16 protein-coding genes are annotated in these 13,870 nt (G+C 64.3%); 14 read left to right on the plus strand and 2 right to left on the minus strand.

Going from position 1 to position 13,870, the window contains the following annotated elements:
- Positions 1-35: 35 nt before the first annotated feature.
- The 14 genes from BVH73_RS11370 to nagZ all read left to right on the plus strand — a co-directional run bounded on the left by BVH73_RS11370 (position 36) and on the right by nagZ (position 12,719).
- Entirely contained in the window at positions 36-458 is a 423-nt protein-coding gene (locus tag BVH73_RS11370) for a hypothetical protein (protein WP_079418755.1), read from the plus strand.
- Between the two features lie 5 nt (positions 459-463).
- Complete coding sequence (gene rpoE, locus BVH73_RS11375; protein ID WP_079418757.1) at positions 464-1,069, plus strand: RNA polymerase sigma factor RpoE; 606 nt, start codon at positions 464-466, stop codon at positions 1,067-1,069.
- Positions 1,070-1,113: 44 nt separating this feature from the next.
- The gene (locus BVH73_RS11380; RefSeq protein WP_079418759.1) at positions 1,114-1,839 is read left to right on the plus strand and encodes a sigma-E factor negative regulatory protein; all 726 of its coding nucleotides are present in this window, start codon (positions 1,114-1,116) and stop codon (positions 1,837-1,839) included.
- 98 nt (positions 1,840-1,937) lie between these two features.
- Complete coding sequence (locus tag BVH73_RS11385; RefSeq protein WP_245800328.1) at positions 1,938-2,942, plus strand: MucB/RseB C-terminal domain-containing protein; 1,005 nt, start codon at positions 1,938-1,940, stop codon at positions 2,940-2,942.
- A gap of 177 nt (positions 2,943-3,119) precedes the next feature.
- The gene (locus tag BVH73_RS11390; RefSeq protein WP_425444141.1) at positions 3,120-4,550 is read left to right on the plus strand and encodes a DegQ family serine endoprotease; all 1,431 of its coding nucleotides are present in this window, start codon (positions 3,120-3,122) and stop codon (positions 4,548-4,550) included.
- 208 nt (positions 4,551-4,758) lie between these two features.
- Complete coding sequence (gene lepA, locus BVH73_RS11395) at positions 4,759-6,567, plus strand: translation elongation factor 4 (protein WP_079418763.1); 1,809 nt, start codon at positions 4,759-4,761, stop codon at positions 6,565-6,567.
- 26 nt (positions 6,568-6,593) lie between these two features.
- Positions 6,594-7,520 (plus strand): signal peptidase I, encoded by a 927-nt coding sequence (gene lepB / locus BVH73_RS11400; RefSeq protein ID WP_079418765.1) that lies wholly within the window; start codon positions 6,594-6,596, stop codon positions 7,518-7,520.
- Between the two features lie 33 nt (positions 7,521-7,553).
- Positions 7,554-7,904, plus strand: coding sequence for a DUF4845 domain-containing protein (locus BVH73_RS11405; RefSeq protein WP_079418767.1), 351 nt, complete (start codon positions 7,554-7,556; stop codon positions 7,902-7,904).
- Positions 7,905-7,911: 7 nt separating this feature from the next.
- The gene (rnc, locus tag BVH73_RS11410) at positions 7,912-8,742 is read left to right on the plus strand and encodes a ribonuclease III (protein WP_079418769.1); all 831 of its coding nucleotides are present in this window, start codon (positions 7,912-7,914) and stop codon (positions 8,740-8,742) included.
- Positions 8,739-9,644 carry a GTPase Era gene (gene era / locus BVH73_RS11415; protein WP_079418771.1) on the plus strand — a complete coding sequence of 302 codons (906 nt, stop codon included), beginning with the start codon at positions 8,739-8,741 and terminating at the stop codon, positions 9,642-9,644. Before rnc ends, era begins: the two co-directional genes overlap by 4 nt.
- A complete protein-coding gene (recO, locus tag BVH73_RS11420; protein ID WP_079418773.1) occupies positions 9,634-10,431 on the plus strand; it encodes a DNA repair protein RecO in 798 nt (265 codons plus the stop codon). Before era ends, recO begins: the two co-directional genes overlap by 11 nt.
- Positions 10,428-11,207, plus strand: a complete 780-nt coding sequence (locus BVH73_RS11425) for a pyridoxine 5'-phosphate synthase (RefSeq protein WP_079418775.1) — start codon at positions 10,428-10,430, stop codon at positions 11,205-11,207. The genes recO and BVH73_RS11425 overlap by 4 nt, the downstream gene beginning before the upstream one ends.
- Before the next feature lie 17 nt (positions 11,208-11,224).
- Positions 11,225-11,632, plus strand: a complete 408-nt coding sequence (gene acpS / locus BVH73_RS11430) for a holo-ACP synthase (protein ID WP_079418777.1) — start codon at positions 11,225-11,227, stop codon at positions 11,630-11,632.
- Between the two features lie 4 nt (positions 11,633-11,636).
- Positions 11,637-12,719 carry a beta-N-acetylhexosaminidase gene (nagZ, locus tag BVH73_RS11435; protein ID WP_079418779.1) on the plus strand — a complete coding sequence of 361 codons (1,083 nt, stop codon included), beginning with the start codon at positions 11,637-11,639 and terminating at the stop codon, positions 12,717-12,719.
- Here nagZ and BVH73_RS11440 read toward each other — a convergent pair.
- Together BVH73_RS11440 and BVH73_RS11445 are read right to left on the minus strand one after the other, a co-directional pair.
- Entirely contained in the window at positions 12,710-13,378 is a 669-nt protein-coding gene (locus BVH73_RS11440) for a DUF3426 domain-containing protein (RefSeq protein WP_079418781.1), read from the minus strand. The two genes, nagZ and BVH73_RS11440, sit on opposite strands and share 10 nt — an antisense overlap.
- The gene (locus tag BVH73_RS11445; RefSeq protein ID WP_079418783.1) at positions 13,327-13,866 is read right to left on the minus strand and encodes a zinc-ribbon domain-containing protein; all 540 of its coding nucleotides are present in this window, start codon (positions 13,864-13,866) and stop codon (positions 13,327-13,329) included. Before BVH73_RS11445 ends, BVH73_RS11440 begins: the two co-directional genes overlap by 52 nt.
- Positions 13,867-13,870: the final 4 nt, after the last annotated feature.

Consider the following 13,870-nt stretch of genomic DNA (forward strand, 5'->3'; position numbering starts at 1 on the left):
CATTCCGTTCCTTTCTGCCGTCGCCGCGCAGCAGCATGAAGACCCTCGCACCCTTGCAGATCCGGGTCGAGCGCTTCGGCCGCTGGCATCTGTTGCTTGGCCTTTTCAGTGCGGCGGCCTTGCTGGCCGCTGGCTGGACGGTCTGGGTCTGGCGCGATACGGATTCGCTCAATCTGATGGCGGCGTTCGCTGCGGCGATTTTTCTGGCCATTCTTGCGGCGCAGTATCCCTACTGGACCATCCGACCCTTCACCCTGTTCCATGATGAACGAGGCTGGAAGCTTCAGCGAGGCGATGGTCTGGAAGATGTGCTCCAGGTGCGGGGCATGGTGCTGCCCGGACTTCTGCTGGTGCTGGGGCTGACGGCCAAGGGACGCGTGGTCCTGCCCGTCTCCAGCGATATTCAGCCCGGCATTTTTCGCGAATTGCGACTGCGCTTGGGTGCGCTGTCTCACTGACCCCGGTGCAGCAAGACGTTCAAAGCGATGCCGTGCTGGTCCAGCAGGTCCAGGCAGGGCAGCAGAAGGCCTTCGACCTCCTCGTGGCCAAGTATCAGCGCAGGATCTACAGGCTGGTGTTGCGCTTCATCCGTGACCCGGCGCTGGCGGAGGATGTGGCGCAGGAGACGTTTCTGCGGGCGTACCGGGCGATCGGTCAGTTTCGAGGTGAGAGCCAGTTTTATACCTGGCTGTATCGCATCGCGGTCAATACGGCCAAAAAAGCCATTTCCGACGACATTCGCGATCCCACGGTGTCGGAAGGCGATGCCTCCGGGCATGATGAAGAAACTTTTAGCCCGACCGAGCTACTAAGCAATCACGAAACGCCGGAATCCATTCTGGTCTCGAAGGAAATCGTGCAAACGGTGAATGCTGCCATGGAGTCGCTGCCGGAAGATTTGCGAATGGCCATCACTCTGCGCGAAATCGAAGGTTTGAGTTATGAGGATATTGCCGAAGCCATGCAATGCCCGATCGGGACGGTGCGTTCGCGCATCTTTCGTGCCCGTGAGGCCATCGCGGAGCGTCTGCGCCCCGTGATTGAGCACAAGGGCGGCAAGCGTTGGTGAGGTTTCGGTGTTGAGGTTTCGGTTCCGTATTGCTGGAGACAAAAATGAATCAGGACAAGTCGCGCGAGCAACTCTCCGCCATGATGGATGGCGAGGATGATTTCCGCGGGCTGTCGCCACAGTCGGCGGACTTTGTCCGTGCCGTGGCTGCAGACAATGCGTCGCGGCGCGACTGGCTGATCTACGCCCAGATCGGCGATGTCTTGCGCTCCTCCGATCTGACGCCCTTGCCGAACGAAGGCGATTTTCTCCAGCGTGTGAGCGCAGCCATTGCGCGCGAGCCCATCGTGCTCCAGCCGCAGCCCCTCGTCGCATCGGCTGCGGGTGAGTCGGCCCAGGTCGCGCGGCATCGGCGTCCGCACTGGAGCACGAGAATGGCCGCGGGCATGGCGGCGGTTGCGGGTGTCGCGGTCATGGCCTGGGTGGCTTTGCCCGGGCTGCAGAACGCGGGACAGCAAGCTCAGCCCGCATCGGCGCAGCGACAGGTTCTCGCTTCGGTTGGGGGCGGGTCTGCGGTGGGGCAATTGCCCGTGGTCGATCGCCAAGGGGGGGCGGCTTTGGGACCGTCGGCCCGTGCAGACTTGATCCAGGCGGATCTTCAAACCCGCAGCGCGCAGGGCGGGGCCCAGATCGTGCCGGTTTCGACCCAAATGCCCATGGTCGAATACCTTCTGGCGCACCAGCAGATGGCCGGTGGCATGATGCCCGTGGCCCCGGCAACGCTGAGGATGGCTGAAAGCCGCCAGGCTGCGCCAGCCGCGTCGCACTGATGGCAGGCGTGCCGTTGGTCTTTGTGCGGTCAAACGCCATCGCTTGGAAGGCTGGCCTGGTCGGGCGCGTCCGCCGAGTCGCGATAGGCGGCATGCTCATGGCGACCCTGCCGTTGACCCCGGCCTTCGCGGAGCAGCCCGTGGACCGGCCTCCGTTAGCGACTGGTCCGCAGGTTTCGCTCGAGGCCGGGGCGCCACCCAGGCAGGGGCTGGAACAGTGGCTTCAGACCGTGAGCACGGCCGCCCGTTCGCTGAATTACAGCGGCGTGTTCATCACCCAGCGCGGGGAGGAGATCAGCACCTCCAGCCTGGTTCACTATGTGCTGCCGCAGGGCCATTTCGAACGAATCGAAACGCTGGACGGTCAGCGTCGCATCATGGTTTCACTCAACGATCAGGTGCGCACGAGCTGGCCCGACTATCGTCTGACCCTGATCGACAATCAGGCTGGACAGGCCAGTTTTCCGCGATTGCTCAAGTCGACTGATGGCGAAGTCGACCGCAACTACAAGCTCGAGCGGGGCGGGCTGGAGCGATGTGCGGGCTACGAATGCCGGATGTCGACCCTTTTGCCCCGGGATGATCTGCGCTGGGGCTATCGGCTTTGGTCGCTCCCGGATTCGCAGCTGCTGGTGAAGGCGCAAACGCTCGATGCGGACGGCCATGTCATTGATCAGGTCGCGTTCACCGAGCTCAAAATTCATGTGCATCCACGCCAGAACCTGGTGCGCGAGAGCCTGCACCAGCCCCCTGGTTATGCGGTGGAGAAGATGAAGGTGGTGCCTGTGAGCCTGCGCTCGCAGGGCTGGGCCTTGTCTTCCCATGTCCCTGGTTTCAAGACCGTTGGCGTCTTCCGCCGCAGCATGTCGGTGGGGGGAAAATCGTCGGAAGTGCTGCAGTGGCTGCTCAGCGATGGTCTGGCTTCGGTCTCGATCTTCGTGCAGCCCGCGGCCGATCTGGCCGAGCCCGTGCCCCCCGAGCAACGTGTTGGCGGCACCCTGGCGTTATCGCGCCGCATCGGCGAGTCCTGGTTGACCGTCATGGGCGCCGTTCCCGAGCGCACGCTCAGACGCATCAGCGACGCGGTCGTGCGCGTGCAGTAGCCGTAGCGGGCGAGGCTGTGCGCCTCGCCGCAGCACGATCGCCATGTTTTTCGTATGCTGGTTGCAGAGTTCAAGAATCGGCTATTGCAGTGCCATGCCTGGAATCAGGTGCGTAGTGTCAGGGAGAAATCGGTGAAAAAAATCATCAAGACCTGTTTGGGTGCAGGCCTGTTGGTCATGGCGGGCGTGGCTGCGCCCGCGCAGGCAGCGGGTGCGGCGCCACAGCAGGGCCAACAGGCTTGTGTAGCTTGCGGACTGCCGGATTTCACCGGGCTGGTGGAGAAGGCCGGCCCGTCCGTGGTCAATATCCGCACCTACAAGAAGGTGCCCGTGGGCAGCGGGGAGCAGATGGATGAGCAGACCCGCGAACTGCTGCGGCGGTTTTTCGGTGTGCCCATTCCGTCGCCCGATGTTCCGAAGGGCGGCAACAACGGCCCGAAGGACGAAGAGGAAGAGCGCCCCACGGGTGTGGGGTCCGGTTTCATCATCAGCCCGGACGGCTACATCATGACCAACGCCCATGTTGTGGATGGCGCGGATGAGATCATGGTCACGCTGACCGACAAGCGCGAGTTCACCGCCAAGCTCATCGGCGCCGACAAGCGCACGGATGTGGCGCTGGTGAAGATCGACGCCCCGTCGCCGCTCCCTGCGGTGCAGATCGGCGACTCCTCCAAGGTGAAGGTGGGTGAATGGGTGGTGGCCATCGGCTCGCCGTTCGGACTCGAGAACACCGTCACGGCGGGCATCGTGAGTGCCAAGGGCCGGGATACCGGTGACTACACGCCGTTCATTCAGACCGATGTGGCCGTGAACCCGGGCAACTCCGGTGGCCCGCTCATTGATATGCGAGGCAACGTCGTCGGCATCAATTCCCAGATCTACAGCCGCACGGGCGGCTTCATGGGGATTTCGTTCGCCATTCCCATCGACGAAGCCATGCGCGTGGTCGAGCAGCTCAAGAAGCAGGGTTATGTGGTGCGTGGCAAGATCGGAGTGCAGATCGACAGCGTGAGTCGCGAGTTGGCTGAATCGCTGGGTCTGGGGCAGGCCCGGGGCGCTCTGGTACGTGTCGTCGAGAAGGGTGGGGCGGCAGGCAAGGCCGGTGTGCAGGTCGGTGACATCGTCACCAGCTTCAATGGCAAACCTGTAGAGCGTGCCAACGACCTGCCCCGTCTGGTGGGTGAGACCAAGCCCGACACCGCTGTGCCCATGCAGGTGCTGCGCATGGGCAAGACGCTGACCCTCAACGTCAGGGTGGGCGAATGGGTGATGGACAAGAAGCCCGGCACCAAGCAGGGCGAAGAGCCCAAGCCCGAGGCCGTCAGCAAGGCCAATGCGCTGGGGGTGAAGGTCATCGATCTCAATGATGCCCAGAAGCGCCAGCTTGGCGTGAGCGGCGGGGTCTTGGTGGAGGCCGTGCGGGACGGGGCGCAGCGCGACGGCCTGCGGGTGGGGGATGTCGTCATGGCGGTGGGCAATACCGCCGTCAACAGCGCGGCCCATTTCAACGCGCTCAGTGCGCAATTGCCCGTCGGCAAACAGGTGGCGGTGCTCGTGCGACGAGGCGATGCCGGCCTCTACATCCTGCTGCGGCCGCAGAACTGAGCTGGGTCGGGGGCACGAGGTCTTGCCGGGCAGGGATGTGCCCCCGGGTTAGAATGACGGTCCAACAAGCATCAGCAGTTGCCAAATCGATTTGTTGGAAGGCGCGTCACGCTTGTCGCGCCTTTTTTCTTGTTCATTCCCAAGTTTCCCGTTCAGCCCGCAGGGTGTGCCAGCGGGGCTTCAGCCGTTCGCCCCAGCGGGCCATTGCATGAATCTCATTCGTAATTTTTCGATTATTGCCCACATTGATCACGGCAAATCGACGCTTGCTGATCGCATTATTCAGCGATGCGGTGGTTTGTCCGATCGCGAAATGGAGGCGCAGGTGCTCGATTCGATGGATATCGAACGCGAGCGCGGCATCACCATCAAGGCGCAGACGGCGGCGCTGCAATACACCGCGCGGGACGGCAACACCTACAACCTCAATCTGATCGATACGCCGGGGCATGTCGATTTCAGCTATGAAGTGAGTCGCTCGCTTTCAGCCTGCGAGGGCGCGCTGTTGGTGGTGGATGCCAGTCAGGGCGTGGAAGCCCAAACGGTGGCCAATTGCTACACCGCGCTTGATCTGGGCGTCGAAGTCGTTCCCGTGCTCAACAAGATGGATCTTCCGCAGGCCGACCCGGAGCGGGCCAAAGAAGAGATCGAGGAAGTCATCGGCATCGACGCGGGCGACGCTATCCCCTGCAGTGCCAAGACTGGCATGGGCATCGACGACATTCTCGATGCAGTCATCACCCGCATGCCGCCGCCCAAGGGCCGTGCGGATGCGCCGCTGCGCGCCATGATCATCGACTCCTGGTTCGATACCTATGTCGGCGTGGTCATGCTGGTGCGCGTGGTCGACGGCAGCCTGAAGAAGGGCGAGCGCTTCAAGATGATGGCCACTCATGCGGCCTACAACGCCGAACAACTGGGCGTGTTCACGCCCAAGTCGGTCCAGCGCGACGTGCTCTGCGCGGGAGAGGTGGGCTTCATCATTGCGGGCATCAAGGAGTTGCAGGCTGCCAAGGTCGGCGACACCATCACTCTCGAAAAAAAGCTGCCCAACAACCTCGGCCCTGCCGAGGAGGCCTTGCCAGGCTTCAAGGAAATCCAGCCGCAGGTGTTCGCCGGTCTCTATCCGACCGAGGCCAGCGAATACGACCAGCTGCGCGATGCCCTGGAGAAGCTCAAGCTGAACGACGCCGCGTTGCGCTACGAGCCTGAAGTGAGCCAGGCGCTGGGTTTCGGCTTCCGCTGCGGCTTTCTGGGCCTGTTGCACATGGAGATCGTGCAGGAGCGTCTGGAGCGCGAGTTCGACCAAGACCTCATCACCACGGCGCCCTCGGTGGTCTATCAGGTCATGCTGGCCAATGGCGAGGTGATCGAGGTCGAGAATCCATCGAAGATGCCCGATCAGGGCCGCATCGCCGAAATCCGCGAACCCATCGTCACGGTGCATCTCTACATGCCGCAGGATTACGTGGGCCCGGTGATGACCCTGGCCAACCAGAAGCGGGGCATGCAGCTCAATATGGCCTATCACGGTCGCCAGGTGATGCTCACCTACGACATGCCGTTGGCCGAGATCGTGCTCGATTTTTTCGACAAGCTCAAAAGCGTATCGCGGGGCTATGCCTCGATGGACTATGAGTTCAAGGAGTATCGTGCCGCCGATGTGGTGAAGGTCGACATGCTGATCAACGGCGACCGGGTGGACGCGCTGTCCATCATCGTGCACCGCGGCCAGAGCCAGTACCGCGGTCGTCAGGTGGCGGCCAAGATGCGCGAGATCATTCCGCGCCAGATGTACGACGTCGCCATCCAGGCGGCCATCGGGGCCAACATTATCGCGCGTGAGACAATCAAGGCCCTGCGCAAGAACGTTCTCGCGAAGTGCTACGGGGGGGACATTTCCCGCAAACGCAAACTGCTGGAAAAGCAGAAGGCGGGTAAGAAACGCATGAAGCAGATCGGTTCTGTCGAAGTGCCCCAAGAGGCCTTCCTCGCGATTCTGCAAGTCGAAGACTGATCCACACTCTCTCCCCAACGCACCGTATGGAAACCGCGCCCAGCGTCAATTTCACTCTCCTGCTGTTCATCCTTCTGGTCGTCACCGGCGCGTTCTGGTTCGCCGAGCGCTGGTATTTCGCCCCGCAACGCCGCCGTGCCGCCAAGGCAGCCGTCGCCCAGTTGCAGGAGCGTCGTAGTGCCCTCGAAAAGCAGGGACTGGCCACCGATGGCGCCGTGGCCACCGATGCCGACATCGAAGCCGCGCGCGACCGTTTGCAGAGCCAGCCGTGGTGGCTTGAGTGGACCGCCGGCCTGTTCCCGGTCATTCTGGTGGTTTTCCTGCTGCGCTCTTTCGTGGCGGAGCCGTTCAAGATCCCTTCGGGCTCGATGGAGCCGACGCTGGTGCCTGGCGACCTGATTCTGGTGAACAAGTTCGAGTACGGCCTGCGCCTGCCGCTGCTCGACAGCCGTCTCACGCCGGGCGAACTGCCCAAGCGCGGCGATGTGATCGTGTTCCGTCTGCCCAAGGATCCGCGAATCGACTACATCAAGCGCATCGTCGGTCTGCCCGGCGACACCGTGTCTTACGAAAACAAGCAGCTGGTGATCAACGGCCAGCCGGTGCAGGAAAAGCCGCTGTCCGACTATTTCGATCCCGGCACCATGACGTACTACAAGCAATACATGGAAAAGCTGGGATCGCACGAGCACCGCATCATGATCAACCCGATGGCGCCGCCCTACGTCATCGGCGGGCCCGACAACTTTCCGAACCGCGACATGTGCCACTACAACGCCGAAGGCTTCGTCTGCAAGGTCCCGGCGGGCAACTATTTCGTGATGGGCGACAACCGCGACAACTCCCTGGACTCGCGCTATTGGGGTTTCGTCCCCGAGCGCAATATCATCGGCAAGGCTTTTGTGGTGTGGATGAATTTCAGCGCGCCCAAGAACATCGGGCTGATTCATTGATCGTCATGGCCGGTTTGGGAGAGCGGGGCAACTATGAAGCAGCATGACAAGCAGCGGGGCATCACCCTCATCGGGCTGATTTTCTGGGGCGCGATCCTCGCGTTCTTCGTGGTCATCGGCGCCCAGGCTGTACCGACGGCGACCGAGTACTTCGCCATCCAGAAGGCTGTCGATCAGGCGGCCAAGGCTGGACCGACCGTGGCCGACATTCGCTCGGCCTATTCCAAAATGGCCGATGTGGACTACATCTCCTCCGTCACGGCGCAGGATCTCGACATCACCAAAGTCAACGACAAGGTGGTGATCTCCTTCGCTTACAACAAGGAGATCCACATCGCCGGACCGGTGTATCTGCTGATCAAGTACGCCGGGCATTCGCACTGATTCACGGGTGAGCACGACTTTAGAAAAGCGGCTGGGTTATTCCTTTCGCGACCGCAAACTGTTCGAGCGTGCGCTCACGCACCGCAGCTTCGGGGCGGATCACAACGAGCGTCTGGAGTTTCTCGGCGATTCGGTGCTCAACCTTTCCGCGGCCGCCTGGCTCTATCACCAGGCGGCAAGGCAGGACGAAGGCCAGCTCTCGCGACTTCGTGCGGCGCTGGTGCGCGCCGAGACTCTGGCTGAAGTGGCCCGCACGGTGGAACTGGGCCGATTCCTGCGTCTGGGCGAAGGCGAGTTGCAGAGCGGCGGCGCCCAGCGTGAATCCATCCTTGCGGATGCCGTGGAGGCGCTGCTTGGCGCGATCTATCTCGAAGCCGGATTCGACATGGCGCAGGAGGTGATGCGACGTCTGTTCGCCTCCCTGCTGGAATCGCTGGACGCCGATGTCGTTCGCAAAGATGCGAAGACGCAGCTGCAGGAGTTTCTGCAGGGGCAGCGGTTGCCCTTGCCGAGCTATGTCGTGCTGGACGTGCGTGGGGCCGCGCACCAGCAGCAATTCAAGGTGGAGTGCGCGGTGGCCGCGCTGGGCCTGAAAGTGGAAGGCGAGGGCGACAGCCGCCGCCGTGCCGAGCAGGACGCCGCCACGCGCATGATCGAGCGCATCGGTCGCGGCGGCACCAAGCCGCAGCGGGGGGGCAACCGGCCCGTGCTGGTGGATGAACGCGCGCAGCCGACAGCCCAAATGGAATCACCCAGTGCGGCGGCGCCCTCCGCCCCGGCGCACAATCGCCGTCAAGCGGCCGCGCGGCGGCCGTCGAAAGTGTCTCAATCGCCATGACTTCCACGCCCCCGAATTCCCCGCGCCGTTTTGGTACCGTTGCCATCGTCGGGCGGCCCAATGTCGGCAAGTCCACACTGCTCAATGCGCTGGTGGGCGCCAAGGTGAGCATCACGTCGCACAAGGCGCAGACCACGCGCCATCGCATCCTCGGCGTTACCACGCTCGGGGCTTCGCAGTTCGCCTTTGTCGATACGCCGGGCTTTCAGACCCAGCACATGCATGCCCTCAACCGGGCGATGAACCGCACCGTCACAGGCGCCTTGAGCGAAGTGGATCTCGTGCTCTGGGTGCTGGAGGCAGGAAAAATCCTGCCGCAGGACCGCACCGTGCTCGAAGTTCTGCCCGACGACCGGCCGGTGATCGTGGTGGTCAACAAGCTCGATCGCATCACTCCGCGAGAAAAGCTGATGCCCTGGCTGGCCGAACTGGGGCAGCTTCGCCCGTTCGCCGAGATCGTGCCGATGTCGGCACAAAAGAAAGCCGATGCGCCCCGACTGCTCGCCATCATGGAGCCCTATCTGCATGAAGGCGAGTGGGGCTACGAAGAGGATGCCCTCACCGATCGCAGCGAGCGCTTCCTGGCGGCCGAGATCCTGCGTGAGAAGCTGTTCCGCCTGACCGGCGACGAACTGCCCTACACCAGCACCGTGGTCATCGAGCAGTTTGCCCAGGAGGGCCAACTGCGCCGCATCTCCGCGGCCATCATTGTCGATCGGGACGGACACAAGGCCATGGTGATCGGCGCGGGCGGCGAACGCCTCAAGCGCATCTCCACCGAAGCGCGGCAGGACATGCAGGTCCTGTTCGACGGCCCGGTCTTTCTGGAGGTCTGGGTCAAGACCCGCTCGGGCTGGGCCGACGACCAGGCTGCCGTGCGCGCCTTCGGCTATGAGGACTGAGCTGGGCGCCGGGCCGGTGGCCCGACCCCTGCCGCGCACTTCCCGGCGTGGCATCTCGGTGGAACGGGTGCAGGACGAGCCGATCTACGTTCTGCACAGCTACCCGTGGAAGGAAACCAGTCTTCTGCTCGACGTTTTCAGCCGCCGCCATGGTCGTGTGGCCCTGGTGGCCAAGGGCGCCAAGCGGCCGACGTCCGCGCTGCGCGCCGTGCTGCTGGGCTTTCAGCCCTGCCATGCCAGCTGGAGTGGCCGCGGCGAGGTTCGTACCCTGACCCGCGCCGATTGGGCGGGAGGGCTGGCGCCGCTGTCGGGCCTGCCCTTGCTTTGCGGCTTCTATTTCAACGAATTGCTCGTGCGCCTGCTGGCCCGCGAAGACGCCCACGAAGGCTTGTTCGACGCGTATCACGCGGGCATCGCGGCGCTCGCCCAGCGTCCGCAGGCGTCGTCTGCCGAACTGGAGCCGGTGCTGCGCAGCTTCGAGTTCGCGCTCCTGCGCGAGCTCGGGTTCCTGCCCGAGCTGCACCTCGAAGGTTCGACTTCCGAGCCCGTGCTGCCCGATGCCTATTACCGCGTCGATCCCGACCAGGGCGTGTCGGCCTGCCCCTCATCCGATGTCCAGGCCGTCCGCGGCGAAGTGCTGCTGGCGCTGCGCGAAGGTCCGCCCGCCGAGGGCGACATCGCCCTGGCGCGCACCGCCAAGACCTTGATGCGCAGCCTGCTTCACTATCATCTTTCAGGACAGATGCTGCGCACCCGCCAGCTTCTCATTGATCTCCACAAGTTATGAACCCAATGGCTACCGCCCCCGACGCTGCGCCGCTGCTCGGGGTGAACATCGACCATGTCGCCACGCTGCGCAACGCGCGCGGCGGCAGTTTCCCCGACCCTGTGATGGCGGCGCAGCAGGCGGTGGAGGCTGGTGCGGACATCATCACCTTCCATCTGCGCGAAGACCGCCGCCACATCCGTGATGCCGATGTCGAGCGGCTCAAGGCCGTCATCTCGGCGCCGCTGAATTTCGAGTCTGCGCTCGCGCCGGAGATGCTCGACATCATTTGCCGAGTGCGTCCGCAAAGGGTCTGCCTGGTGCCCGAGCGCCGGCAGGAAGTGACCACCGAAGGCGGCCTCGATGTGGTCGGCCAGTTCGAACGCGTGCGCGAGGCCTGCGCCCGTCTGGCCGATTGCGGCTGCATCGTGTCCCTGTTCATCGAACCCAGTGCCCAGCAGATCGAGGCCAGTGCGCGGGCCGGAGCGCCTTGTATCGAGTTGCATACCGGTGCCTACGCCAATGCCTTCGACGCCTCGGACGCCGCCGCGCAGCAGCACGAGTTCGACCGCATCGCCGCGGGCCTGAAACGGGGCCGCAGCCTGGGGCTGCAAACCCATGCCGGGCACGGCCTGAGCCTGCAAAGCACCCCGGCGATCGCGGCCCTGCCTGAAGTCAGCGAATTGCACATCGGCCATGCGCTCATCGGTCATGCGGTGTTCGTCGGGCTGAAGCAATCGGTCCGCGACTTCCAGGCGGCGATCGCCCGCGCGGCGGCTGACGCGCGGGCGAACTGAGGCTGGGCGAGGCCTGCATGATCTACGGCATCGGGACCGATGTCTGCTCCATTTCCCGCATGGGCGACGCCGTGCAGCGCCACGGCGACCGCTTCGCCCAGCGCGTGCTCGGCGCCGAAGAGATCGTCGAATACCACCGGCGCTTCGCCAAGGTGCGGCAACGCGGCATTCACTATCTGGCGACGCGGTTTGCAGCCAAGGAAGCGTTCTCAAAGGCCATCGGTCTGGGCATCCACAGCCCTATGCGCTGGCGCGACTGCGAGATTCTCAAACTGCCCAGTGGGCAGCCGATCATCGTGCTGCACGAAGCGCTCAAAGACTGGTGCGAGGCGCGTTCGCTGCGTTTTCTCGTCTCGGTCTCCGATGAGGCCGACACGGCGCTGGCCATGGTCGTTGCCGAAGTGACCGCTTCCCTCAACACCTGACTTCATGATGCCGATGATGCACGCTCCGCTGATGCTCGACGTGGCCGCGCTCGAATTGAGTGCGGCCGACCGCAAGCGCCTGCGCAACCCGCTGGTGGGCGGTGTGGTGCTGTTTTCGCGCAACTGGGAGCGCCGCGAGCAACTTGCTGCACTTTGTGCGCAGATCAAGGCGGTGCGCCCTGATCTGTTGATCGCGGTCGATCACGAAGGCGGGCGGGTGCAGCGTTTTCGCACCGACGGGTTCACGCCCCTTCCGGCCATGCGCGAACTTGGCGCGCATTGGATGGTCGATGCGCCGGGTGCGATGCGGCGCGCGGCCGCGTGCGGATTCGTTCTGGCTGCGGAGCTTCGGGCCTGCGGCGTCGATTTCAGCTTCACACCGGTGCTCGACCTCGATTGGGGCGGCTCTACCGTCATCGGTGATCGCGCTTTTCACGCCGACGCCCGCGTGGTGACGGTGCTGGCGCAGAGCCTGATGCTGGGTCTGGCGCGTGCCGGCATGGCCCATTGCGCCAAACATTTCCCCGGCCACGGTTTCGTGCGCGCCGACACCCATCTGGACGTGGCCCGCGATCCCCGCGGTTTCGACGCCATCTGGGCCGCCGACGCCGCGCCCTACCAGTGGCTCGCGCCCGGGCTGCGTGCGGTCATGCCCGCGCATGTGATCTACCCCGAGGTCGATGCGCAGCCCGCCGGTTTCAGCAAGGTCTGGCTGCAAGAGGTGCTGCGCGAGCGCGTCGGCTTCACCGGCGCCATTCTGAGTGACGATCTGGGCATGGCCGCGGCGCGAGCCAGCGGGCAGAGCCTCAGTCAGGCGGCACTTCAGGGGTTGCAGGCGGGATGCGACGTGATGCTGGTGTGCAATCAAAGCGTGATCGAGGGCGGAAGGCCGCTCGACAGGTTGTTGCGCGAACTCGATCAGGCGCTGCGCCAAGGGCTATGGGCGCTCGATGCGCGCAGCGCGCAGCGCCGCCTCGATCTGCTGCCCAGTCAGCCCGCGCTGCCCTGGGACGATCTCATGCTGAGCGATACATACCAGGCAGCCCTCGACGCCGTGTTCAGCGTTGCCTCAAGCCCTCAGGGGTAGAACAGCACCAGCTTGTAGCCCGAGGGCGCGGCGCCACTCACCGCGACATGCAGCGTGAGTTGCACCTGCTGTCCGGCGGCCAGACCTGCCCGCAAGGTCTGCTCGCTGGCCTGCGCTGCAGGAAGGTATTGCGCGGGCTGCACCACCTTGCGCTGTTCGATGCCGCCTTGCGCATCGTTGAGCGTCAGTTCCAGCGCAGGCCAGGCCACGGCGCGGTCGATACGGTTGCGCAGCAGAACCGTGAGCTGCAGGCCCTGGGCCGCCGGGCTCAGACCCGACGAGTCGATCACCAGAGCGTCGAGATCGCGTGGGGCGGCCAATTCGCAGCCGGTGGTCATGGCGCAGAGCTGTTGCAGCCAGGGACGGCTGGCGGGCCATTGCTGCGCGAGCGTATCGCGCCACTGCAGCGCGGCCTGCGCCGCGAGTACCCCCAGCAGAACCAGGCTGAGCACGGCGAGCGCGAGCCGCGCCGACGTGCTGCTCCAGAAGGCCTGGCGCCGGGCTTTACGCAGGAATTCCGGCTCCGGCGCCATGGCCTGAGCCTCAGGCGCGCTGGCGGCGGGATCGCGCTCTTCTTCGCTGTCGAAACGGTAATTCAGCGCCTCGTTCAGATTGAATGCCGAGAGCGGCGCGGCGTCCTCGGTGGCCGCAGACTCCACGGCCTCCGCCGCATCGGCGGTTGGCTCGGGCCTGGTGGCTGACGAGTCGTGCTCCGTCGCATCCGGGGGGCAATGTCATTCGCAAGGTCTTCGATCACCGCCTCCGGAGGCAGCGGCACGCCCTGCTGCTCCGGGGCGGACCACGTCGAAGTTGGCGCGGCATCGTAAGCCGGGGTCGTGAGTGGCATGAGGCCTGGATAGGCCGGAGATTCCAGCGCTACCGGGCTCCAGCGCAGGCCAGTGGCCAAGGGCGCGGTGCCAGATTGCGGCGTGGCAGCTGAGGTTTCCGCCTGAGATTCCGCAGGAGCAGACGTGGGCTCGGAAGAGGGCTGGGGTTGCGTCGGCGGCGTGAGATCGATCAGGTGATCGAGGGCATTGAAGGCCTCGCCGCAGTGGCCGCATCGCACCCAGCCCTCGCGCAGCAAGAGCTGGTCACGCACCACCTTGAAGGCAGTTTGGCAGTGCGGGCAGCGAGTGGCCTGTGCCATGCCT

This window comes from Thiomonas intermedia (assembly GCF_002028405.1).
Taxonomy (GTDB): Bacteria; Pseudomonadota; Gammaproteobacteria; order Burkholderiales; family Burkholderiaceae_C; genus Thiomonas; species Thiomonas intermedia.

What these genes read in the sequence shown, in the direction of transcription:
- acpS (WP_079418777.1), top strand. Translation starts at nt 11,225, where the DNA reads ATGATCTACGGCATCGGGACCGATGTCTGCTCCATTTCCCGCATGGGC.
- lepA (WP_079418763.1), top strand. Translation starts at nt 4,759, where the DNA reads ATGAATCTCATTCGTAATTTTTCGATTATTGCCCACATTGATCACGGC.
- BVH73_RS11370 (WP_079418755.1), top strand. Translation starts at nt 36, where the DNA reads ATGAAGACCCTCGCACCCTTGCAGATCCGGGTCGAGCGCTTCGGCCGC.
- era (WP_079418771.1), top strand. Translation starts at nt 8,739, where the DNA reads ATGACTTCCACGCCCCCGAATTCCCCGCGCCGTTTTGGTACCGTTGCC.
- recO (WP_079418773.1), top strand. Translation starts at nt 9,634, where the DNA reads ATGAGGACTGAGCTGGGCGCCGGGCCGGTGGCCCGACCCCTGCCGCGC.
- BVH73_RS11425 (WP_079418775.1), top strand. Translation starts at nt 10,428, where the DNA reads ATGAACCCAATGGCTACCGCCCCCGACGCTGCGCCGCTGCTCGGGGTG.
- nagZ (WP_079418779.1), top strand. Translation starts at nt 11,637, where the DNA reads ATGATGCCGATGATGCACGCTCCGCTGATGCTCGACGTGGCCGCGCTC.
- BVH73_RS11390 (WP_425444141.1), top strand. Translation starts at nt 3,120, where the DNA reads ATGGCGGGCGTGGCTGCGCCCGCGCAGGCAGCGGGTGCGGCGCCACAG.
- BVH73_RS11445 (WP_079418783.1), bottom strand. Translation starts at nt 13,866, where the DNA reads ATGGCACAGGCCACTCGCTGCCCGCACTGCCAAACTGCCTTCAAGGTG.
- BVH73_RS11380 (WP_079418759.1), top strand. Translation starts at nt 1,114, where the DNA reads ATGAATCAGGACAAGTCGCGCGAGCAACTCTCCGCCATGATGGATGGC.
- BVH73_RS11385 (WP_245800328.1), top strand. Translation starts at nt 1,938, where the DNA reads ATGGCGACCCTGCCGTTGACCCCGGCCTTCGCGGAGCAGCCCGTGGAC.
- lepB (WP_079418765.1), top strand. Translation starts at nt 6,594, where the DNA reads ATGGAAACCGCGCCCAGCGTCAATTTCACTCTCCTGCTGTTCATCCTT.
- BVH73_RS11405 (WP_079418767.1), top strand. Translation starts at nt 7,554, where the DNA reads ATGAAGCAGCATGACAAGCAGCGGGGCATCACCCTCATCGGGCTGATT.